General features: G+C 44.7%; 22 protein-coding genes. 17 read left to right on the top strand and 5 right to left on the bottom strand.

All coding sequences use genetic code 11. From position 1 onward, the window contains the following. The first annotated feature begins 41 nt into the window (after positions 1–41). From pilM to QME20_RS10180, 9 genes are all read left to right on the top strand, one after another. A complete protein-coding gene (gene pilM, locus QME20_RS10220) occupies positions 42–1,109 on the top strand; it encodes a type IV pilus assembly protein PilM (RefSeq protein ID WP_039225089.1) in 1,068 nt (355 codons plus the stop codon). Further along, positions 1,097–1,675, top strand: a complete 579-nt coding sequence (locus QME20_RS10215; RefSeq protein ID WP_168532913.1) for a PilN domain-containing protein — start codon at positions 1,097–1,099, stop codon at positions 1,673–1,675. The genes pilM and QME20_RS10215 overlap by 13 nt, the downstream gene beginning before the upstream one ends. Positions 1,676–1,677: 2 nt before the next feature. Next, positions 1,678–2,289, top strand: a complete 612-nt coding sequence (locus QME20_RS10210; protein WP_014948035.1) for a type 4a pilus biogenesis protein PilO — start codon at positions 1,678–1,680, stop codon at positions 2,287–2,289. Beyond that, on the top strand, positions 2,286–2,813 hold the full coding sequence (locus QME20_RS10205) for a pilus assembly protein PilP (protein ID WP_014948034.1): 528 nt from the start codon (positions 2,286–2,288) through the stop codon (positions 2,811–2,813). Before QME20_RS10210 ends, QME20_RS10205 begins: the two co-directional genes overlap by 4 nt. A 2-nt stretch (positions 2,814–2,815) precedes the next feature. After that, a complete protein-coding gene (locus QME20_RS10200; RefSeq protein ID WP_101563361.1) occupies positions 2,816–4,588 on the top strand; it encodes a type IV pilus secretin PilQ family protein in 1,773 nt (590 codons plus the stop codon). 269 nt (positions 4,589–4,857) lie between these two features. Beyond that, on the top strand, positions 4,858–5,373 hold the full coding sequence (gene aroK / locus QME20_RS10195; RefSeq protein WP_014948032.1) for a shikimate kinase AroK: 516 nt from the start codon (positions 4,858–4,860) through the stop codon (positions 5,371–5,373). Between the two features lie 30 nt (positions 5,374–5,403). Beyond that, complete coding sequence (aroB, locus tag QME20_RS10190) at positions 5,404–6,471, top strand: 3-dehydroquinate synthase (RefSeq protein ID WP_278346938.1); 1,068 nt, start codon at positions 5,404–5,406, stop codon at positions 6,469–6,471. A gap of 121 nt (positions 6,472–6,592) precedes the next feature. Further along, positions 6,593–8,065 carry a cell division protein DamX gene (locus QME20_RS10185; RefSeq protein WP_281715875.1) on the top strand — a complete coding sequence of 491 codons (1,473 nt, stop codon included), beginning with the start codon at positions 6,593–6,595 and terminating at the stop codon, positions 8,063–8,065. Positions 8,066–8,291: 226 nt separating this feature from the next. Further along, positions 8,292–9,173, top strand: coding sequence for a Dam family site-specific DNA-(adenine-N6)-methyltransferase (locus QME20_RS10180; protein WP_278344197.1), 882 nt, complete (start codon positions 8,292–8,294; stop codon positions 9,171–9,173). An 83-nt stretch (positions 9,174–9,256) separates the two neighbouring features. Here the strand turns inward: QME20_RS10180 and QME20_RS10175 are convergent, their stop codons facing one another. From QME20_RS10175 to QME20_RS10165, 3 genes are all read right to left on the bottom strand, one after another. Beyond that, positions 9,257–9,457: a DUF2970 domain-containing protein gene (locus QME20_RS10175; RefSeq protein ID WP_014948028.1), complete on the bottom strand. Its 201-nt coding sequence runs from the start codon at positions 9,455–9,457 to the stop codon at positions 9,257–9,259. A gap of 9 nt (positions 9,458–9,466) precedes the next feature. Continuing rightward, on the bottom strand, positions 9,467–9,775 hold the full coding sequence (locus tag QME20_RS10170; protein WP_014948027.1) for a hypothetical protein: 309 nt from the start codon (positions 9,773–9,775) through the stop codon (positions 9,467–9,469). Positions 9,776–9,946: 171 nt separating this feature from the next. After that, positions 9,947–10,765 (bottom strand): TorF family putative porin, encoded by an 819-nt coding sequence (locus QME20_RS10165; RefSeq protein WP_281715874.1) that lies wholly within the window; start codon positions 10,763–10,765, stop codon positions 9,947–9,949. Positions 10,766–11,071: 306 nt separating this feature from the next. On the opposite strand from QME20_RS10165, the gene rpe reads away from it, so the two are divergent. The 8 genes from rpe to QME20_RS10125 all read left to right on the top strand — a co-directional run bounded on the left by rpe (position 11,072) and on the right by QME20_RS10125 (position 20,107). Beyond that, positions 11,072–11,749, top strand: coding sequence for a ribulose-phosphate 3-epimerase (gene rpe / locus QME20_RS10160; protein WP_278346933.1), 678 nt, complete (start codon positions 11,072–11,074; stop codon positions 11,747–11,749). A 65-nt stretch (positions 11,750–11,814) separates the two neighbouring features. Beyond that, a complete protein-coding gene (gene trpS, locus QME20_RS10155) occupies positions 11,815–12,822 on the top strand; it encodes a tryptophan--tRNA ligase (RefSeq protein WP_061094064.1) in 1,008 nt (335 codons plus the stop codon). A gap of 100 nt (positions 12,823–12,922) precedes the next feature. Then, positions 12,923–13,498: an aminodeoxychorismate/anthranilate synthase component II gene (locus QME20_RS10150; protein ID WP_281715873.1), complete on the top strand. Its 576-nt coding sequence runs from the start codon at positions 12,923–12,925 to the stop codon at positions 13,496–13,498. 306 nt (positions 13,499–13,804) lie between these two features. After that, positions 13,805–14,971, top strand: coding sequence for an HDOD domain-containing protein (locus tag QME20_RS10145; RefSeq protein WP_061096305.1), 1,167 nt, complete (start codon positions 13,805–13,807; stop codon positions 14,969–14,971). Between the two features lie 462 nt (positions 14,972–15,433). Then, a complete protein-coding gene (locus tag QME20_RS10140; protein WP_014978113.1) occupies positions 15,434–16,642 on the top strand; it encodes an aspartate aminotransferase family protein in 1,209 nt (402 codons plus the stop codon). A gap of 20 nt (positions 16,643–16,662) precedes the next feature. After that, positions 16,663–17,700, top strand: coding sequence for an arginine N-succinyltransferase (gene astA, locus QME20_RS10135; protein ID WP_278346642.1), 1,038 nt, complete (start codon positions 16,663–16,665; stop codon positions 17,698–17,700). Positions 17,701–17,713: 13 nt separating this feature from the next. Beyond that, positions 17,714–19,183 carry a succinylglutamate-semialdehyde dehydrogenase gene (astD, locus tag QME20_RS10130; RefSeq protein ID WP_281715872.1) on the top strand — a complete coding sequence of 490 codons (1,470 nt, stop codon included), beginning with the start codon at positions 17,714–17,716 and terminating at the stop codon, positions 19,181–19,183. Between the two features lie 117 nt (positions 19,184–19,300). Beyond that, a complete protein-coding gene (locus QME20_RS10125; RefSeq protein WP_014948018.1) occupies positions 19,301–20,107 on the top strand; it encodes a DUF1338 domain-containing protein in 807 nt (268 codons plus the stop codon). A gap of 65 nt (positions 20,108–20,172) precedes the next feature. Here QME20_RS10125 and QME20_RS10120 read toward each other — a convergent pair whose 3' ends face one another. Beyond that, the gene (locus tag QME20_RS10120; RefSeq protein WP_049588783.1) at positions 20,173–22,341 is read right to left on the bottom strand and encodes a bifunctional diguanylate cyclase/phosphodiesterase; all 2,169 of its coding nucleotides are present in this window, start codon (positions 22,339–22,341) and stop codon (positions 20,173–20,175) included. A 12-nt stretch (positions 22,342–22,353) separates the two neighbouring features. Further along, positions 22,354–22,890, bottom strand: coding sequence for a heme NO-binding domain-containing protein (locus tag QME20_RS10115; protein WP_049588784.1), 537 nt, complete (start codon positions 22,888–22,890; stop codon positions 22,354–22,356). Positions 22,891–22,943: the final 53 nt, after the last annotated feature.

Here is a 22,943-nt window from a genome sequence, read left to right as displayed (position 1 = left end):
TGTACTTTAGAGCAACTACCTTTGAAACTGGACACTTGCACATGAAATCGCTGTTTAAGAAAAAGCTGCCGCCCATTGTGGGCTTAGATATAGGCACGCGTCAAATAAAAGCGGTGTGGTTAGAGCAATCGAAAGACGGGTTCGTCCTTCAAGGGTATGCCTGTGAGCCAATTAACAAAATCGCTTTCTCTGAGCGTGATATTAAAGATTATGAGTCAGTAAGCATTGCTCTCAAGAAAATTCGAAAGTCGCTAAAAACAAAATTAAAGCTGGCAAATGTTGCTGTGGCTGGCACGTCAGTGATCAGTAAAATCGTCTATATGGACCCAGAGCAAAGCGATTACGATTTAGAAAATCAAATTGAGATCGAAGCCGACAGTCTCATTCCCTATCCGCTTGAAGAAGTATATTTAGATTTTGAAGAAATGGGGCCAAGCACAACGCACACAGGAAAAGTAAATGTATTACTTACCGCTGCGCATAAAGATTTGGTAGACAGTCGCTTGCTGCTTGCAAGAGAAGCTAACTTTGAGCCCAAAATTGTTGATATGGAAAATTATGCCATCGGCAATGCCATGGACTTTTTCCATACGCCTCATACCGAAGACATGCCACTTTGCTGTATTAATGTGGGCGCCTCGCTACTTCAAATATGCGTAATAAAAAACGGCGACGTCATCTACACCAAAGAGCACGCCTTTGGCTTAAATCAGCTAATTAACGATATTAGCGCCATTCATATGGTTGAGCGTGAAACCGCAGAGCGTCAGCTACTTGATGGCACGCTGTCTGGAAATTGGGTGGAAGATACGCTTCCTATATTTGCCGCTAACCTACAGCAAAATATCAACCGTGCATTACAAATGTATATGAGCACGCTACATGCAGAGCGCCCCACCAAAATACTGTTTAGCGGCGGTGCCGCTACTATTGAACCGTTAGTCGACATTTTAAAACAAGACTTAGGCCTAGAGGTTGATTGCTTCAATCCGTTTAGCAACATGTCGATAAACCCTAAACTTGATGCCACGAGACTTAGCAAAATTGCACCACAGCTTGCGATTGCAGCGGGTCTAGCGAGCCGGAGCTTTACGCCATGGCACATGTAAATTTACTACCTTGGCGAGAGAAGCAGCGCCAACATCAAAAACAACAATACGTGGCAGGGCTACTTGCCGTTGCCGCCATTGTAGGATTGATTTTTTGGTTCATTGGTCAAGCTATCGACCAGCAAATCAGTAATCAAAACTCGCGTAATCAATACCTTGAACGGGAAATCGCGGTTTTAGATGCGCAAATTGCAGAGATAAAAAAGGTTAAAGATAGTAAAAATGCCATTGAGCAGCGCATGGCATTAATTGAGCAACTGCAAGCAAGTCGCAATGTAGCTCCTATAGTATTTGATGAACTTGCTAAACTCGTTCCTCCCGGCGTGGCCTTTGAGTCTATGACCAGAAGCAATAATCGCATTGAAATTGAAGGTACTAGTGATTCGAATAATCGTCTTTCCGACTTTATGCGCGCGCTGGACAACTCGAAAGTGTTCGTTGCCGCAGAGCTTTCTACCATTAAATCCGACAGCAGTGCTGCGAGAGCGATTAGCAACTTTACGCTTACGTTTTCGATAAACCCCAATGTTGCTCCCCTAGAAATAGAAAGTAGTGAGGCGCAATAACCATGAAGTTTGATGTTTCAAAACTAAAAGAACTCAACGAACTCGACTTTGAACAAATCGCTATTTGGCCAAACGAAGTTCGCATTGTTGTGGCGGCGTTTGTCGCAATATTGGTAGGTGCGTTGAGCTACTACATGCTAATAAGCCCCAAATTACCGATTAAAGATGCGGCTGAATTAAAAGAACAAGAACTAAAGTTACAGTTCGAAGCAAAGTACCGCATTGCGGCTAATTTAGAAGCTTACCAAGCCCAACTTGCGCAAATTAAGGAAGACTTTTCGTCTATGCTGAAAAGTCTTCCAACCAGCAACGAAACACCGGGTTTGCTTGACGATATCACTTACGTTGGTACCGCATCGGGCCTCACGTTTGAGTTGCTTAACTGGCAACAAGAAGTACCAAAAGAGTTTTACACCGAACTACCTATCGAAATGGAAGTAAGCGGTGGCTATCACAACTTTGGCGAATTCGTTTCCAAAGTCGCAGATTTACCTCGTATCGTTACACTTCACGATTTTGACATAAAGCGTGAAGCAAATGGTCTGTCGCTGAAGCTGCAGGCGAAAACTTATCGTTCGGAAAACTCGACAGACATTGAAGGAGATGAACAATGATTCGTTCGTTTTTATCTCTTTTGATCATATTGTTAGTAACAGGCTGTTCACCTAAACTCGACGATCTGCATGCCTATACACAGAGTGTTAAAGAGCGTGCTCAGCCACAAATTGAACCGTATCCAGAATTCAAGACTCACCCACCTTTTAGCTATTCGGCAAGCGCTTTAAGAAGCCCGTTCGATCGCCCTAAGAACAACGCAGCTCCAGTAGCAAAAGCGCGGGTAGAAAACTGTTTACAGCCAAACTTCCAGCGCCCTAAAGAAGCATTGGAAGCCTATGGCGTGGACGCCCTCGCACTGACTGGCAACTTTGCCGTTAAAGGAGTGCAGTGGGCATTATTGAAAAGTAACGATGGCGTATTACATAAAGCTAAAGTAGGGAGTCGTATCGGCTTGTTTTATGGCAAAATTACGCAAATTAGCACCGACTCAATTACTATTGAACAGTTATTACCTGATGGTGCGGGCTGCTGGCAAAGGAAAACAACAACAATGACTACAGCATCGAAGGCGGGAGAGTAAGCATGGCCGAACGATACATATTTAACAAATCTCTGAATCGTAGAGTGCCTAGATGGTATTGGCTGGCTTTCGCTGTGGCTGCAATATTTTCATTAACCGTATTTGTTTCGCCAGTAAAAGCCCAAGAGCCTTTGTTAGTCGACCCTGATACTAAACGAAATGCATCAACCGTTACCACCACGGTCACAAACATCGACTTTACTCAAGCAGCTAACAATACCGCTGTAACACTGGTGAGTTTTGAGGGCCAAGCGCCAAAGCTTCAGCTTATTGAGTCACAAGGAAAAGTATCCCTTACATTACCAAACACCAAGTTAGGCGAAGACCAATTGGTAGAACTTAATGTGGCTGATTTCGGCACGTTGGTTTCTACCATCGAGACATTCGAAGATAAAGATGGCGCGCGAATTGAGGTTAATTATTCGGGCCCAGTTACGGTTCAAAATACGGTAAAAGACGGCGTAATTCGTATGGCGATAACGCCAATGGACAGCGCGCAGCAAGACGCCTTGGAAGCGGAAAAGAAATACACAGGCGACCCCATTTCGCTCGATTTTCAAGATGTTCCTGTGAGACAAGTTTTACAAATTATTGCGCAGGTTAATGGGTTTAACTTAGTGACCACCGACACCGTAACAGGAAACGTAACGATAAGCTTGTCGGGCGTTCCGTGGGATCAAGCTCTCGACATGATTTTGCGTGTTAAAGGTCTGGATAAACGCTTAGAGGGCAACATTTTATTAATTGCACCGGCTGAAGAACTATCGGCTCGTGAAACCCAAGCCCTTCAATCTAAAAAGCAAGTTTCAGACTTAGCGCCTCTTCATACGGTTAATATTCCTGTTAACTATGCAAAAGCTGCTGCCCTGGCCACGATTTTAAAGTCGACAGAGGGCGGGATCTTATCTGAGCGAGGGGGTGTTACAGTAGATGAACGAACCAACACTTTACTTATTCGCGACACGTTAGCCTCTATTGATGAAGCAAGAAAAACCATCAATGCGTTAGATATTCCAGTAAAGCAAGTGCTGATTGAAAGCCGTATGGTTACTGTGCTTGACGATGTAGACGAGCAGCTTGGCGTTCGTTGGGGTTTCAGCGACCGTCAAGACGATAATGGTGTGTCGGGAAGCCTTGAGGGCGCAGACACCATTGCCGGCGGCATAGTGCCTAGCATTGATAATCGCCTTAATGTGAACCTGCCTGTGACCAGCGCCGCGGGTAGCATTGGCTTTCAAATTGCGAGCTTGGTTGATGGCACCATATTAGACCTTGAGCTTTCCGCACTAGAATCTGAAAACAAAGGCGAAATTATTGCGAGTCCTCGTATTACGGTTGCTAACCAGCATGAAGCTTACATTGAACAAGGTACGGAAATACCTTACGTACAAGCAACGTCTAGCGGTGCGACTTCAGTAGAGTTCAAAAAAGCCGTTTTGTCACTGAAAGTTACGCCACATATTACGCCTGATAATCGCATTATTTTGGATTTAGTTGTTACGCAAGATACCCGTGGCGAAACCGTTTCTACGTCTACTGGTGAGGCCGTAGCCATCGATACCCAAGAAATTAAAACGCAGGTATTGGTAGAAAACGGCGAAACCATCGTATTGGGTGGCATATTCCAACAAACCAGTTCTGATGGCGTGTCGAAAGTGCCTTTGTTTGGTGATTTGCCTGTCGTTGGTGCCCTTTTCAGAAACTCGTCACAACTTCAGCAAAAACGAGAACTACTTATCTTTGTGACACCCAAGATAGTCACTGAAAGACCATAATCCTCATTTTTAGCCTTCAAAAAAGCGCATTTTTGTGCGCTTTTTTGGTTTTCAGCCTTTTTTTGTAACTAAATTTACAGGTATACGCTATTTGTTAGTAACAAAACTTGCAACGCCTTGCATGAAACTGAGATAATCCCCGCCTCGAAATTTAAGCGAGGTTTAAGGAGTGGTGCTTATTGGACACTAAATAGGCACGAGTCAATGGGTAGGCTGGTAAGGCAACAGTGCACTGCCCCTAACATGATTAAGTTGTGATATAAGCAAATATGGCTGAAAAACGTAATATCTTTTTAGTTGGCCCAATGGGTGCTGGCAAAAGTACCATCGGTAGACATCTGGCAGACGAACTTCACCTAGACTTTTTTGATTCGGATCAGGAAATTGAGCGCCGCACGGGTGCAGACATTGCCTGGATCTTCGACCTTGAAGGCGAAGACGGTTTCCGTAAACGCGAAGAAAACGTCATTAACGATTTGACAGATAAGCAAGGTATTGTACTTGCTACTGGCGGCGGTTCTATTGTAACTAAAGCTGTGCGTAATCGTTTATCTGCCCGCGGCATCGTTGTTTACCTACAAACGACAATCGATAAGCAAGTTGCCCGTACACAACGTGACAAACGTCGTCCTTTGCTACAAAACGAAGATCCAGAACAAGTACTTCGCGATCTTGCAGAAATGCGCAACCCGCTTTACGAAGAAGTTGCTGATTACATTGTTGATACAGACGACCAAAGTGCGCGTGCTGTAGCGAATCAGATTATCAGTAAAATTGGTTTATAAATTAAATATGTAATAGGAGGTGCTACGCCAATGTCAACCTTAACTGTGGAACTTGGAGAACGTAGCTATCCTATACAGATAGAGGCTGGGCTGCTTTCGCAACCTGGCCTTTTTAGTGCCTATATAAAAGGCCCACTTGCCGTCATTGTTACCAACGAAACTGTTGCCCCACTGTATTTAGAAACCGCTAAAGCGGCGTGTGGTAATGTTCAGGTTGAAACCATTATTTTGCCGGACGGCGAGCAACACAAAAATCTTGCCCAATTCGAAGTGGTTATGACACGCCTTCTTGAGCTAAACGCTGCAAGAGATACGACACTTATCGCACTTGGCGGTGGTGTAATTGGTGATCTTACTGGCTTTGTTGCGGCAACTTACCAACGCGGTGTGCCCTTCATTCAAGTTCCTACAACTTTGCTTTCTCAAGTCGACTCATCAGTAGGTGGAAAAACCGCGGTAAATCATCCTCTCGGCAAAAACATGATTGGCGCTTTTTACCAACCGGTTTATGTGGCCATTGATACTGATACCCTCGCTACATTACCCGCGAGAGAGTTTGCTGCTGGCATGGCAGAGGTCATCAAATACGGTATCATTTACGACGCACCGTTTTTCGAATGGCTTGAAAGTAATGTAAATGCGCTTACGTCGCTTGATACTGAAATTCTTACCCAAGCTATTTCTCGCTGCTGCGAAATCAAAGCAGACGTGGTAGCAAAAGATGAACGTGAAGGTGGTTTACGCGCCATTCTTAACTTAGGCCACACGTTCGGTCACGCTATTGAAGCCGAGCAAGGCTACGGTAACTGGCTGCATGGCGAAGCGGTAGCCGCTGGTACTATAATTGCTTGTAAAGCTGCTGAAGCATTAACGTGGTTTGAAGCGTCAGAAACACGACGCGTATCGTCGCTATTTGAAGCATTTGCTTTACCGGTTGCAGGCCCAAATAGTATGACAAAGGATGACTACGTTAAGCATATGAAACGCGATAAAAAAGTGGAAGCTGGCAGTATTCGATTTGTACTTCCTCAAGGCATAGGCAAAGCGGTTGTTACCAAGGACGTCACGGACGCCATTCTTACCGACATCCTTTCTTAGTCATTAGCCCTCGCGACAACCTGGCAACGCGTCTATCTTGACTTCCCTACGTTAGTTGGAATCATGAATAAATGCGTTGCAGGACAGTTTTTAAAGCAACGGTGAATAAGGGCAAACTCCCATGCAAAGTGAACTGCATGAACGTTTGGAATATTTGGTCAATTACTCTTCTCAGCTGATTTTTGTCAGTGGTGAGTCTATTGCTCAACAACAAAAGACCCTTGAAGCCTTTGTCTTCCAGCAGCACGATGATACCGAGATTGCGTATTTAGCTGCGCAAGAAAATATGGATCCCTCTGACTACCGTCGACAACTTTGTCGGCAGCTTCTTGGTCAAGTGGTGGGTAGCTTCGTTAGGCCTCTAAACGAACTACTTTCCGACCTAAATAGTCACGAAGGCCCAATTCTTATAGCCATCACCCAAGCCCACAATCTTCCTGATGCACTACTGCAAGAACTATGGGACCTGGTGTTACAAAGTCGGTTTGCTGGTAACAAACAGCATTTAAATGTGCTTTTGTTCGCGAATAACGAATGGGCTGAGCGCGCCAAGCAGTGGCTTCCTGCAAAAAATACAGAAACCCCACTAATAATTAGCAGCCAGTCAGTCATTAGCGAACAGCATAGCTTCGAGTCAGAGCTCGACAAAATGATTGCTTCACGTCGCGAGGCTTTTCAGGCTCATTTAGAAAATAGACAGCGTGAAAATACGCAAACTTTTATCAACCCGTTAAAGTCTAAGTGGTTTTATATCGCTGTTATATGCGTGTTCCTTGCTACGTTTTCTGGCCTTATTTACTGGCAATACGGTGATAAATTAGCATCGATTTTTGCGCCTATTAGTCAACCTTCGCCGGAACCTGAAAGAACGCAGGTTGAGCCCGGCTCTGCTTATAACAAGCTTATAGGCAATGGTGAAACCTATGAAAGCGAAACAACAGCATCAGACTCAGCAACTCAAGCAACCAACCAAATAGGCAATGTAGAGCTTGTTTCCGCGCCCAATGATGATAGTGCAGACGTTGGTGGCTCGTTAATTGATGAATCGTCAGATAACGGTCCGTTGATTACCAATTGGGAAAATGCGGTTTCATCCTTACCTGAAGTTACGCCATCTTCAGAACAGGCAGACAATAACCAGGTTGAGAATGCCCCGATTGGAGGTAATACCACTGATTCCAATGGTTCAGAGGTGGTTAGCAGTGGTGCGCTAAATGATCAACAATCTGCTCAAGGTGCCAAATTAAACTCGGACGGCGTCAACGATAATGTAGCGCCAACCACAGTGGCCAGTGAATCGAGTCAAGAAGGCTGGATTGGGGAAGATGACTACGCTATACAATTGTTAGCGATGAAAAGTGAGTCTGTTCTCAGTGAGTTCCTACGAGAAAACAATCTAACTGAGCAAACGCGAATTTATAAAACGACGCGCTATGGTGGCGACTGGTTTGTAGTAGTTAACAAGCAAATCTACACGTCGTTATCTCAAGCGCAACAAGCACGAACAGATTTACCCGAATATCCAGGTAAACAAAATGCGTTTATAAAGCGAGGAAACCAAATCCTCTCAGAGATGAGCAAAGCGCAAAATTAAGTCATTTCACAACCGGGTGGCCATAATATTTCCAGTAAATGAGCAAAATTCCGTTCTTGCGACACTTGTTGGTTGTCCGTTTTACTGATGAAAGTTACAATCTACCTTTAGTGTGGTGATATCTGATACTGATCAGCATAAAAGTATAAAGACGACCCTTTCCCTTGGAACGGCGGCGCACGGAAAAACCACCGTCTTCATTCCGTCTAGGTAGTAACGTTTAAGCATGATGCAGAAAAAAAACCGGGCTTTTTTAAAATGGGCCGGTGGCAAATACAGCTTGGTTGAGCATATTCAGGCCAGATTACCGCAAGCCAATAAACTCATTGAACCGTTTGTTGGTGCCGGATCTGTATTTCTGAATACGCAATACAAACGCTACCTGCTTAATGACATCAATCCTGATCTCATCAACTTATATAACTTCTTAAAAGCACAACCAGACGCTCTGATTAACGACGCGCGCGCATTTTTTGATGGGAGTCGCAATGAAGAAAAGATGTACTATGACTTGCGCGAAGAGTTCAACGCAACGCAAGATGAATACTACCGAGCGATTCTTTTTCTTTATTTAAACCGACATGGGTACAACGGTTTATGCCGCTACAGCCTTCAAGGGCGTTTTAACGTACCTTTTGGCCGCTATAAAAAGCCTTACTTTCCAGAAGACGAGATGTTTGTGTTCTCGGAAAAGTCACAAAAAGCGACGTTTACTTGTCTTCCTTTTGAAAAGGTTTTTTCTAGAGCTAGGCGTGGCAACGTTATTTATTGTGACCCACCGTATGCTCCTATCAGCAAGACTGCAGCGTTTACCAGCTATGCGGCGCGAAGCTTCGGACAAGAATCTCAAGAGAAGCTGGCTGAGCTCGCCACCCGCGCGTCAAAAAAGCGAGGTATACCTGTCCTCATCTCAAATCACGATTTACCGCTAACTCGGTCGCTTTATCACGGGGCAGATTTCAGTATGCTGTCAGTTAAGCGTTCGATAAGTCAAAACGGTGCAAAGCGACAGCCTGTGGATGAAATTTTGGCTTATTTCCCTCCAGCTAACGTCACACCAAAGCGAAACACTCGAAAAAAGAAGACGTTTCCCCGCCCTTCAGTTTAGTGTGTGATGCCGAAAAGACGTCTTATAGGTAGCGCATCGACCGCCTTACCCGCATACGATTTTAATGTGTATTCACGCAATTGCTATGCGCTATAGCCCGTATACCATTTAACGAACATAAAAAGCGTAACAACAAACAGCACAACCAAGATTACGCCAATAACGGCGAAACTGATAAAAGTGCCTTTAGTAAAGTCACGTTCGTAGTTTTTATGGCTCTGAACACCAAATAGACTAGCAACTACACTACCTAGAACTGACCAAAAACCAGTACCAGACTGCATAATTTTCCCCTAAGTGTCGTTAGCAGGTGAGGTGAAATCTCGATTACCTTCGTCGCTGTGCATCAACTCAAGTAGGTCTAAAAAGTGGAATTGGAAAGATGATGATTTCCCCGCTATCCATGACAGCCAACTGACTTCCTCCACACCCTCTTGATGACGGGCACATTGGTTTTGAATATGGCTTGCGGGCAACTTGGGGTTGAACTCCGTAACTGGTTGGAATTCGCATACTGACGAGTGTGAATTTGGCGTACTTGTGACCGCAACGCTAACAAGCGCTACCGCTCCACAAATCGCAAAAAATGGAAGAACCTTCATCCTGAATACTCCTTACACTCGTTTAAAAATTAATCTCATTATAATCAAAAGCAGGTTACGAACAAGTTAAAAATGCGTTGCTTGTAAAAAATGAAAAGCCTAACGAAAACACATTAGGCTTTTAGTACTCAACGTTTTGATAAAGGCCATCCAATGGCCTCTACAAGGTCATTACAGTTCGAAGTCCATAGAGTATGCTACAGTAAATTTCACTGCGTCGTTATCCAATGCATCGGCACCGTCGTCATCTAAGTTAGTGCCAGTTACAGCGAAGCTAAAACCATCTTTAGCGATCGAAACACCGTAGTCTGCATAACCCTCTACACCGTTAAATGCTTCAGCGAAATCGCCTTCGTGATAGCCAACGTGGAAACCAAGTTCCGTACCGTTTAAGATCTCCATGCTGTAATCAAGCGAGGTGTACGATGCTTGTGCAAAACCGAAGTCTTGATTTTCGCCTTCGTCAGCTTCAGTGTGCGCTAAAAGGTATACAGTAAGGCTTAACCCCCCCATACCTACGGTGCCGTAAACTTCCGCAAAATCAAAGTTTGCTTCATCATCGTAGTTGTAATAAAGGTAACCAAAGTCGTACGCAATACCCTCAGACTCGCCAGAAAAACCAAAGTACATGTCGTGCTCATAAGAGTAAATGTCGTCTGATTCATAGCTTACATTTGATGCCCATGTACCCGCATAAAAACCACTTTCATGCGCGTAATCGATACCACCCTGTACTGCGGCTTCGTTAACGGTTTGTGTTAAACCACGCCAAATATAGTTACTGGTTGCACTAGCGTTAGCAGTGAATGAACCTTCTGCATAGCTAGGCATGGCTGTTAACAGACACGCTGAAGAAATAGCAGCGGCAAGTATTGTTCTTTTTGTAGATGTTTTCATGTGTGTTCTCCAGTCAAATTCAAACTTGTTGTAATTCGTTTTTTCTGTCTGTGTTTTCTTTTTTGGACTGGATAACGCAAAGTTGATGCCCATTTATGGTTCATCAAAAAAACTCGCAAAAAATAAATTAACAAATTGAAATTTAAAGTATTATTTCACTTAAAAAATTCTTCCGCTGTCACCGAAACAAAAAAACGCTGCATAAAAATGCACCAACATAACGCGTGCTCACCAAAATTGGGCAACGTTCTGACAAAGTCCGTTTATCTTAAATTTCCGTGAAATTAACGCTGATTAACCCTTTGCATAGTAAAGAAGCACGGATTTGGGTAAACTTTCGCAAAAGGTGAAACGTAAGTGGCAACGCACCTTGTTGTTTTTAGAATGAAAGGACATGCAATGAAACCATTCCTAATTGCTCCATCAATACTATCGGCCGATTTCGCTCGACTTGGCGAAGACGTAGAAAAGGTATTAGAGGCTGGCGCTGATGTGGTGCATTTCGATGTAATGGATAACCACTATGTACCCAATCTTACGTTTGGGCCAATGATTTGCGAGGCGTTAAGAAACTACGGCATTACCGCTCCCATTGATGTGCACCTAATGGTGAAACCCGTCGATGACTTAATTGAAAAATTCGCGAATGCAGGGGCCAGCTATATTAGTTTTCACCCAGAAGCGTCTGAGCACATAGACCGCTCTCTACAGCTTATTATCGATGCAGGTTGCAAGCCGGGGCTCGTATTTAACCCAGCAACGCCATTACATTACCTTGACCACGTCATGGACAAACTGCACCACATTCTTATTATGTCGGTTAATCCGGGGTTTGGTGGTCAAAAGTTTATTCCTAGCACCTTAGATAAAGTGCGCGCAGTGAAACAGCGTGTATTAGAAGGCGGCTACGATATTCGAATTGAAATTGACGGTGGCGTAAAAGTCGATAACATTCGCGAAATAGCGGAAGCGGGCGCGGATATGTTTGTGGCTGGTTCGGCTATTTTTTCTCAACCCGACTACAGCGATGTCATTGAGCAAATGCGCAATGAACTAGCGTCACTGTCTAAAGCATAATTTTTGAAGCTTTATTTTCTCAAGCTTTATTTTCACAGTTTTTAACGTATTACAGGTAAAAAGAAATGAGTAATAAACCCGTTGTATTAAGTGGCTGTCAGCCTTCAGGACAACTTACCCTTGGCAATTACATGGGTGCACTTAAACAGTGGGTTTCCATGCAAGACGACCACGACTGCTTATATATGATAGTGGATTTGCATGCTATTACTGTACGACAAGACCCTAAGCAGCTTGCTGAAGCTTGTCTAGACGGTCTTTCTCTTTACCTTGCTTGCGGTATTGATCCACAAAAAAGTACTCTGTTTTTGCAATCCCATGTGCCTGAACATGCACAGCTATCTTGGGTATTGAATTGTTACGCCCAAATGGGTGAGCTTAATCGCATGACTCAATTCAAAGATAAGTCTGCGAAGAACGAAAATAACATTAATGTAGGCTTATACAGCTACCCTGTACTCCAAGCAGCAGATATTTTGCTATACCAAGCAGATAAAGTACCGGTAGGTGAAGATCAGAAGCAGCACCTTGAATTGACTCGTGACATTGCTACACGTGTTAACAATCTATACGGCGATGTATTTCGTCTACCTGACCCATATATCCCAGACTTTGGCGCGCGCATCATGAGCCTTCAAGAGCCTGAAAAGAAGATGTCTAAGTCTGACAACAACCCGAATAACTTCATCGGCTTATTAGAAGATCCTAAGAAGTTAGCCAAGAAAATCAAACGTGCCGTGACCGACTCTGACGAGCAAGCTAATATCTACTTTAACCCAACTGAAAAACCAGGCGTGTCTAACTTACTGACCCTACTTTCACTTGCGACGGGTAAATCAATTAAAGAGCTTGAGCCTGAATATACTGACAAAATGTATGGCCACCTTAAAGGTGATGTTGCAGACGCTGTGGTTGCTCTACTTGAACCAATTCAGGCCCGCTATGCTGAAATTCGCGCAGACAGAGCATATCTTGACGACGTAATGCGTCAGGGTGCTGAGAAAGCGTCAGCGCGAGGGGCTGAAACTTTAGCTAAAGTATACAAAGCAGTCGGCTTTATTCCAAAGCCATAACAGCCGAATTCCAACATCTTGCTACAAGCCATGAAGGGTTCATTTAATCCTTCATGGCTAAAACCTTCGCAACTTAGAAATACCAAGGACTAGCACTGCTGTGTTGCTGTTAATTGATAACTTCGATTCGTTCACTCATAACCTCGCTCGGTATTTCACCGAGCTCAGCGTCGACGTTGAAGTGGTGCGAAATAACGCACTGACCTTAGACGACATATCTCGCTTAGCGCCTTCACAGTTAGTTATTTCACCGGGACCATGCACGCCTAATGAAGCGGGCATCAGCTTATCTGCGATTGAACATTTTGCAGGCAAGATTCCTATTTTAGGTGTATGCCTGGGTCATCAAGCTATAGGTCAAGTGTTTGGTGCCAAGGTGGTAGGTGCACAAGAGATTAAGCATGGAAAAGTTTCACCCCTAACACACCGCAACAGTGGCTTATTCAAAAGCTTACCTAACCCGTTTAACGTGACGCGCTACCACTCATTGGTTTTAGATCCCGCATCGCTACCTGCCTCACTGAGTGTTGATGCATGGTGTGAAACCGCAAAGGGCACGAAGGAAATCATGGCAATTTCCCATAATTATTATCCTATTTGGGGCGTGCAGTACCACCCCGAGTCACTGCTTACCGAACACGGTCATAGCGTACTGGATGCATTTCTTCAGTTTTAATCAATTTAAGTATACGAGTTTGATGCCGATACGCTTTTATAGCGTAAAAGGTTACGCTTGAAGGCCAGAATTACTCGCAATTCACTGATTTTTCGTTTAACTTTTCATAATTCGTTTCAGCCAATGCGCTGAATAAAGATTATACGAAGTATCGCACACGTAGTATCAATCGTTGCAGGGTAAATATGGCTTGCTTTCAAGCAGTAGCTACCATTTTCATCATTACCGTAGCGAAAGTAATAAAGGCCCTTGATGTACGATAATATTGCCGTTCACCAAAAAGTTATGAGCAGGAGTGCTTTTAATATGACAATGGGGGCAACCACACCGCCCACGATAGATGATCGTTTTGAAAATATGATCATATCGCCAGAGCGAGTGCTGGAAATGCTAGGAAGGCGTAAGGTGGGAGAAGTAAGCTTCGAGCAATCGGAGCAAGGTGATGCGCGCAGGCTGCTACTGCACGTTGAAAAAGTGGCGATTGAAAACAAGCGCCTTCAAGAGAAAACCGAAGCGTCATATCTTGAATCAGTGAGTCACCATCTTCACGAGATCCTTCTAGGTGAATTAACAGAGCAGCTAGGCTATACCGACGAACTCGTTCAAAACGTACTTAACTTGCCCGAAAATATCGGCGAGCTTCTTGATGCACTTTCCGTGAAGGCTTGCTCGGTTTCGAAACTAGAGCCAATTGCCGCAACCATGCCATGGCTTTATGATGAACTGATCGTTGTGGTGAATACTCCACAATTTAGGCGCAAAGACTCCCGTGGGCGCATCATTGTGGTAGAGACACTGCGCACAGCATTGAGCTTTTTGGGTATTGAAAACCTACGCACATTGATACCGTCGCTCATCTTAAAGCGTGCTATGCCTCAGATTACCGACCCTTACCCGCTAATTAAACAAAAGCTTACGCCTTATACGACTGGCGTTGCAATAACGGCGAAACGCCTTGCAGCACTTACGGATTTAAACAAAAACCAGGCTTATACCCTTGCGATGCTCAGTAATTTGGGGCGTTGTGTCGTAACAAGACTTTACTTCAAACTGTTCGATAAAATTCAGCTACACCTGTTGCAAGAATGCCAGAAAGACAAAGAGCAAAAGCGACATGAAGCGCTACTCAAAGTGGCTCCTTCAGCCAACCACCTTATTGCTCTACAGCAAGAATTCGCAGATGCAATCAGCGCAGATATTTTAGAGTGGATGCATTTAATGCGCTTGCCTATTGCAGAACCTATGCGAGCTTGTGCCGATAAAGCGCCTGCACAGCCTAAAACACTCAGTAAGGTACTTCATCAAGCCCGAACCTACACACAAATTCGGATGTTACATCAGTTAAAGCTTGTTGAAATGAAAGAAGTAAAGCCGCTTTTCATGGAGCAACGCTACCCTGCTGGTGCACTCGAAAAACTCAAAACCATTGATATTTTCACTCTTCCTTTGGTGAAAAACGAAGAAAATCATTAATTTTTTAATGGATATTCATGCACTCGTTATGCACCTTTTTCATTTCATGTGCATGATGCCCCAAATTATCGACGGTTGCTCAATGCCTTGCCCGTTTTTAGCGACATTAAACAGGTAAGGCTTCCAGTCCTATCCCTCCTTTCTTATTGCTTCACAGTGCATTAAAACCCGTATGCAGCCCTTTTCTCAGCGCAAAAATTGATTATTACTAATTGATATAGCCCAGTAGTTAATAGTTATTCACTTTTCCTGCAAATTAAGCCACAGTCCTTATAAATAAAGGGCTGCAGCCCTTTGCATAGAAGACAAATGTTAAAAAAAATGGCATACTGTTGAACAAATCCGATTAGTTTTTTCGCGCCCAATTAACGCTTATCGACCAAAGTAGTACTAAAATGTGCTCATAGATTCGATAAGCCAAATCACACAGTGTGATTGGCGCCCAACGCAGAGGTAACAAAGATGAACGTAACTCGCGCTACATTTGATGATGTAATGGTTCCTAACTATAACCCAGCAGGTATGGTACCTGTTCGAGGTGAAGGTTCACGCGTATGGGATCAAGATGGAGCTGAGTACATCGACTTTGCAGGCGGTATTGCAGTTAACGTTTTAGGTCACTGTCACCCAGAGCTTGTGAAAGCTCTTAATGAACAAGGCAGCAAGCTTTGGCACTTAAGCAACGTTTTCACTAACGAGCCAGCCCTTCGTTTAGCTAAAAAGCTAAATGACGCAACGTTTTCAGATAGAGTTTACTTTGCAAACTCAGGCGCAGAAGCGAACGAAGCAGCACTCAAGCTAGCTCGTCGCTGGGCGCTGGACAAGCACGGTGAAGACAAAAACCAAATCATCGCTTTCAATAAAGGTTTCCACGGCCGTACCTTCTTTACCGTAACAGTAGGTGGTCAAGCTGCTTACTCTGACGGTTTTGGTCCTAAGCCAGGCGCTGTTGACCACTGTGACTACAACGATCTAGCTGCCTTTGAAGCGCTAATTTCTGACAAAACCTGCGCGGTAATGATGGAACCGCTTCAGGGTGAAGGCGGTATTATTCCACCTGATGTAGATTTCGTAAAAGGCGTTCGCGAGCTTTGTGACAAGCACAACGCATTACTTATTTTTGACGAAGTTCAGTCGGGTGTTGGTCGTACTGGTCACCTTTATGCCTACATGGGTCTTGGCGTAACACCTGATATCCTAACAACCGCGAAATCTCTTGGTGGCGGCTTCCCAATTGGTGCCATGCTTACCACAGCAGACATCGCTGCACACCTTAAACCAGGAACCCACGGTAGCACTTACGGTGGTAACCCACTAGCCTGTGCTGTTGCGGAAAAAGCGTTAGATATCGTGAACCAGCCAGAAGTGCTTGAAGGTGTACTTAAGAAAGAAGCCCTATTCCGTGAACTACTAGGTGCTATCAATGAAAAGTACAACGTATTTGAAGAAGTACGTGGTCAAGGCATGCTGTTAGGTTGTGCGTTAAATGAGAAATACCAAGGCCGTGCACGTGACTTCATGATGGCTGCAACGAAAGAGAACCTTATGTGTCTTGTTGCTGGCATGAACGTTATTCGTTTTGCACCTTCACTGGTTATTCCTGATGAAGACATTAAAGAAGGTCTTGCACGTTTTGAACGCGCCGTAGCTGCCGTTGTAAACGCCGAATAATTACAACACGAGTAGCGAACATGAATATCATTCGCCCTATCACGAAGGCCGACTATAACGCGCTTAAAGAAATCGCCGTTGAATCAGGTATTGGCTTTACGTCTTTACCTGTCAACGACGAGTTGCTGCAGCGTAAAATTGATCGTGCAGAAACTGCGTTTAACAAACCAGACGTAACCGAACCTGGCGATGAGTCATACTTGTTTGTGATGGAAGACACCACTACCGGACAGGTAGTGGGAACAACAGGTATTGAAGCGGCTGTTGGTATAGACGATGCGTTCTATCATTACCACCTAAGCAAAGTAGTGCACGCCTCGCGCGAGCTCAACATTCACAACACGGTAGACATTCTAACGTTTTGTAATGACTACACCGGTGTTACTGAGATATGTACGCTGTTTCTTCGCGAACAAGCCCGTGGCGGCATAAACGGCCGCTTCCTTTCAAAAGTTCGATTTTTGTTTTTGATGGAGCACCGTGAACGCTTCTCTGAGACAGTTATTGCTGAAATGCGCGGTGTGAGTGACGAAGAAGGACGCTCACCGTTTTGGGAGTGGTTGGAAACCCATTTCTTCTCTATGGATTTTCCTACTGCCGACTACTTAACTGGCATTGGTAATAAAGTGTTTATTGCTGAACTTATGCCGAAGTACCCGATATACGTAAATCTGCTTAGCAAAGAAGCGCAGGAAGTCATTGGCAAAGTCCATGACAAAACACGCCCTGCTCTTCAGCTTCTTGAAGAAGAAGGCTTTTCTTGCCGCGGCTACGTAGACATTTTCGACGCAGGCCCAACGGTAGAAGCAAACTTAAGCCACATCCGCACGGCTCAGTCGAGCTTAAAACTGCCTGTAGTGATAGACGATAGCGCTGCTGCCCAAGGGCAAACGCACTACATCATTAATACATCAGTATCTGATTTTCGTGCAGTTGCCACCGAGATGACGGTAAGCGAAGAAAAGCAAGTTGCCGTACTATCTCGCCAAGCCGCTGCTGCATTGAATGTCAAAGAGGGAGAGCACGTACGCTTCGCCCCCGTTACATTCAGAGATTAAAAGGACACCCACTATGCTACATACACATTTTATCAACGGTGAATGGGTTGCCGGACAAGGTCATGACTTAGCGTCAATTGATCCTGCAAAAAACGAAGTGATTTGGGAAGGTAAGTCTGCGACAGCCTCTCAAATTGATGACGCAATTAACGCCGCTCGTGCTGCACTTCCAGCATGGAGCATGAAAACCGTTGAAGAGCGTCTTGAAATTATTAAGATTTATGGCACTAAGCTAGAAGAAGCTAAAGCGCACCTTGCCAAAGTTATGGCTAAAGAAACGGGCAAGCCAGAGTGGGAAACTGCCACTGAAGTTGGCGCCATGATGGGCAAAATTGGTATTTCTGAAAAAGCCTATTTTGAACGCACGGGAAACGTTGAAAATCCAATGCCTGTAGGTAAAGCCTTCATTCGTCACAAGCCTCACGGCGTTGTTGCTGTATTTGGCCCATACAACTTCCCTGGCCACCTGCCAAACGGACACATTGTTCCAGCCCTTATTGCAGGTAACACAGTTGTGTTTAAACCAAGCGATTTGACGCCTATGGTTGCACAAGAAATGGTGAAGCTATGGGATGCTGCTGGCCTGCCAGCGGGCGTACTTAACTTAGTACAAGGTGAAGTTGAAACAGGTAAGGCTTTGGCGTCGCATAACGATATCGATGGTCTTTTCTTTACGGGTAGCTCACGCACAGGAAAAATCTTGCACGAGCAGTTCGCAGGTCACCCAGGTAAAATCTTGGCGCTTGAAATGGGTGGTAACAACCCACTCATTGTTAAAGATGTGGCTGATGTTGATGCTGCCGTACATGACATCGTTCAATCTGCTTTCATTACGTCCGGTCAGCGCTGTACGTGTGCACGTCGCCTATTCTTACCAGCCGATGCACAGGGTGATGCAATCCTTGCTCGCTTAATCGAAGTGACCAAGAATATTAAGGTGGGTGATTATGACGCTGAAGATCAACCATTTATGGGCGCAATGATCTCAAGCAATGCCGCGGCACTGATGGTAAAAGCACAGCAAGAGCTTGAAAACCTTGGTGGTAAAGTACTAGTTCGCCTTGAACAAAAAGACGAGAACAAAGGTTTTGCTATTCCTGGCATCATTGATGTGACTGACATGCTTGCTTCACTGCCTGACGAAGAACACTTTGGTCCACTACTTAAAGTAATTCGTTACAGCGATTTCGACGCTGCGATTGAAGAAGCGAATAACACCAGCTTTGGCTTATCAGCAGGTCTTCTAGGCGACAACGAAGAAGATTATCGCTACTTCTTCGCACGCATTCGCGCGGGCATCGTAAACTGGAATAGACCTATTACAGGTGCAAGCAGCGCAGCGCCATTTGGTGGCGTGGGCGACAGCGGTAACCACAGAGCAAGTGCGTTTTATGCAGCCGACTACTGTGCGTACCCAGTTGCTTCAGTTGAGCTTGATAAAGTTACTATGCCGGGCAAATTAAGCCCAGGCTTGTCGATGTAACCCAAGCTTTTCACGTTACAAAAAGGCCGACCCGATTTTTGTGTCGGCCAGTTTAGTACCAACCCTATACGAACTATTCGTTTAAAAATAGTCAACGACAGAAAGGACCCTACCACCATGCATAGCAACATCGATACGTTGTTTAGCAACATGTGGGACGATTACGTTACCATCACTCCCTCAGCGCATAAAATTCATGCACTTTTGGCGGGTGAAGAAAACACGAACGACATCGTTAACGACCATGTAGCTTTTCGAACTTTTGCTCTTGATAAAACCCGCTTAGACAAGCTTGCTGCGCACTTCTTAGCATTGGGTTATGAAGCTAAAGGCGACTATGACTTTGAAGCGAAAAAGCTTACTGCAAAGCATTTCGAGCACCCTGACGATACTAAACCAAAAGTATTTATTAGTGAGCTTCGTGTAAATGAGCTTTCTGAAACTGCTCAAGCAATTATCAAGAAGATGGTTGATCAAATGCCTGAGTCTGTAGTGGATGCAGATAACTTCTTGTACTCGGGTAAACATTGGGACGTTACTAAAGCAGAATACGACACACTGCTTAGCGAATCAGAATACGCGGCGTGGATGGCGGCATGGGGCTTCCGTGCTAACCACTTTACGGTAAGTGTTAATCACTTAACCCGTACTGACGAGCTTACCGACGTAAACACATTGCTTAAAGAAGCAGGCTTTGTGCTAAACACCTCTGGCGGCGAAATTAAAGGTGGTCCAGACGTATTTTTAGCGCAATCATCAACGATGGCTGACCGTGCTGACGTAGCGTTTAGCGACGAAACTGTGGCAATTCCAAGCTGCTTCTACGAGTTTGCACAACGCTATGAAATGCCTGATGGTAAGCTTTACAAAGGCTTTGTTGCCGCATCGGCAGATAAAATCTTTGAAAGCACTAATGCTAAGTAACGAGCTTGCTTAGTCATTAAAAAAAGCCCGATAGGGCTTTTTTTGTTTATGCTTAGCTGAAGACATTACCGATTAGGCTCAGTAGTATGCCTTGCCAAGAACTGGTCGTAAGGCATTGGTTTATCAAAGTAAAACCCCTGCATTAGCTGAATGTCGGCCTGCTCCATGAAAGGCAAATAAGACTCCAACTCTACGCCTTCAGCCACCACATCTATTTGCAAACTCTTTAACATGGCTATCAAACCATTAAATAGCGCATTGGCTTTGCTATCTTGGTGAATACCCTGAATTAAGCTTTTATCCACCTTAACCACTTCAAACTGGAAACTTCGCAAGTAGCTAAGAGATGAAAAACCACTGCCAAAATCATCCAGAGACAGTCTAAACCCATGCTCTCTCAACGTGTTTAATGCTCTAAGTGCTGATTTTTCATCGCGAATAAAGACCGACTCAGTGAGCTCTAGCTCAATAAATTCGCGAGACACATCATTATCCATACAGATAGACATTGCCTGATTTGGAAATTCTGGGTCAAGCATCTGATTAGCGCTGATATTCACAGACAAAGGAATGGCGTCACCCTGCTGCGATTCCATTATTGAAATGTAATCACATGCCGCTTCCAGCGCTTGAAGACCAATGGCGCTGTCCAGCTTGTGCTCTTCTGCTATGGGAATAAACACTGCTGGCGATACAACACCGTGCAAGCCTGAAATCCAGCGACACAGTACTTCACCGCCTTTTAACTCACCGTTTAGATCATATTTACCCTGAATATAGAAATCGAGAAGGTGGTTCTCTACTGTTCTGCGCAAGTCATTCACCATACTGACCTGCTGGGTCATGCTCTCATAGAGACCTGACTCGTAAATAAACGCTTGCCCTTTACCCAGCTCTTTCGCACGGTACATTGCGGCGTCGGCACACTGCACCAAGCTTTCTAGGTTATCACTATGTTCTGGAAATTCAGCAATGCCAATACTGGCAGACAGCCTAAGCTCCGACGTTTTTACGGTTATGGCGTCTTCTTCTATCTGGCTGATAAGCCGCTCAGAGCGTTCAGCAATTTCCTCAACATTCTGATTAGGCAATACGGCAATAAACTCATCACCACCCCACCTGCCGACTTCCCCTATCGGGCCGAATATGGCAGTAAGGAGCGCTCCTACGCGCTGAAGCTCAATATCCCCTCTTTCATGCCCTGCGTTATCGTTAATTGCTTTGAACCCGTCCAGATCAATAAAGACCAAAATAAAGTGCTGTTCTTTTTGTACTAACCCGGAGATGGACTCACGCAGCGAATTGCGATTGGAAAGGCCGGTTAACTCATCGTGCAATGCCAGTTGACGTAGTTTGGCTTCGTTGCGTTTTCTATCGCTGATGTCGCGCATTGTGGCAATCAAATAAGATGACGTTTGCTGGTAGGTCTCAAACAAAGCCACCGAGATATCGACAACCTTAATTTCACCGTTTTGCGTCTTCACTTTCGACTCGAAGCGAATTTGTTTATCAAGCGCCAACTGCACTTTATCGACTTTCTCAGCAATGAATATTTGGTTGAAATCCAAACCAATGCATTGCTCTTTGAAAGGCGCAGCAATCAGCTGAATATATGCATCGTTACATTCTGTGATAACAAGATCAGGTGAGAGTACTAACATGGGCTCACGTGAGCTCGCAAAAGCAGAGGCCATTAAGTGAAACGATTGTTCAGCTTTTCGCTGTTGAGTAATGTCTTTTGTGGTACCAACAATTTGAAGCGCTTCACCCGCTTTTCCACGCTTTAGCACGCGCCCGCGCAGCCTTACCCACTGAAAATCGCTGTCTAGCTTTAAGCGAAAGGAAAACTCTATACGGTCACGATTGCCGTGTAGCGCCATGCTCCAGTGAAACTGCAGGCCGTCTAAATCGTCCTCATGTACCCGCTCTAGAAGCTCAATTAAGGTGCCTGACCAGGTAGATACACTTTCAGAATGTAGTGAGAATGAGCGAAATTCCATAATGTCATTCTCTGCCTCCCAATTCCAAAAAGACTCCTGCGACGCCCATAGTGCAAGTTCCAAATCTTTCTGTGCACTTTGGCTTTTTTGAAGCGTAGCATACAAACTTTGCGTCTTTTCTCTCAGCAAAGCTTCGGCTTGCTCTCTCGCATTTCGCTCTCGCTTTAAACGCCTTTCAAGTAACGCAGCACGGTCGCTACCAGAAGGCGTGCTATGCGTTGTTCCATCTGACATAACATGCCTCCGTTAAACGAAAGATATACTAAATTCGTAGGTATGAGGCGTATCTAGTTGATGGGTTTCCCTTTCCAGGGTGCAGTTGTAGTGAGCTGCGGCTGCGTCCATCAAGCCTTCTGCTAAAGGATATAATTCTCTTTCAGAATAATACTGTAAGCGCATGGTGTTATCGGTTCTGGATATCACCGTAAATCGGGGTAGGTCGGCGTCTGGGTAGAGCTTCTTAACCTGAACATGAATGTCGCCGTCCAAGTGCTCCAGCATATCCAACATGCCTTCTGTATTGGCTAGCACGTCGCCATGTACTGCACCTAACTTACCAAATAAGTAATAGCCAAAATCGTAGAGTAGCTCGTTAGCTGACTTACCCGTTTTCTCCACCAGCACACCTAACAGGCGTTGCATTTGTTCAAACGGGTAATAGCCCACTGCGGTATAAGCGCCGTCGTTTTCTAACCCAGCTTCCATGATGACATCGTCAGCAAACTCAGGAGAAACTTTCTCCTCGAGCATATCGATTAACGATGTAAAAACTATGCCTAGCATGTAAATTCCTCATCTAATCCCTTTTTGAGTGTAGTTCACCTAAGCATAAGAAC

The sequence above is a fragment of the Alteromonas sp. CyTr2 genome (assembly GCF_947311905.1).
Taxonomy (GTDB): Bacteria; Pseudomonadota; Gammaproteobacteria; order Enterobacterales; family Alteromonadaceae; genus Alteromonas; species Alteromonas macleodii.
Note: the sequence above shows the minus strand (reverse complement) of the source record. Positions and strands in the feature narration are given on the sequence as shown.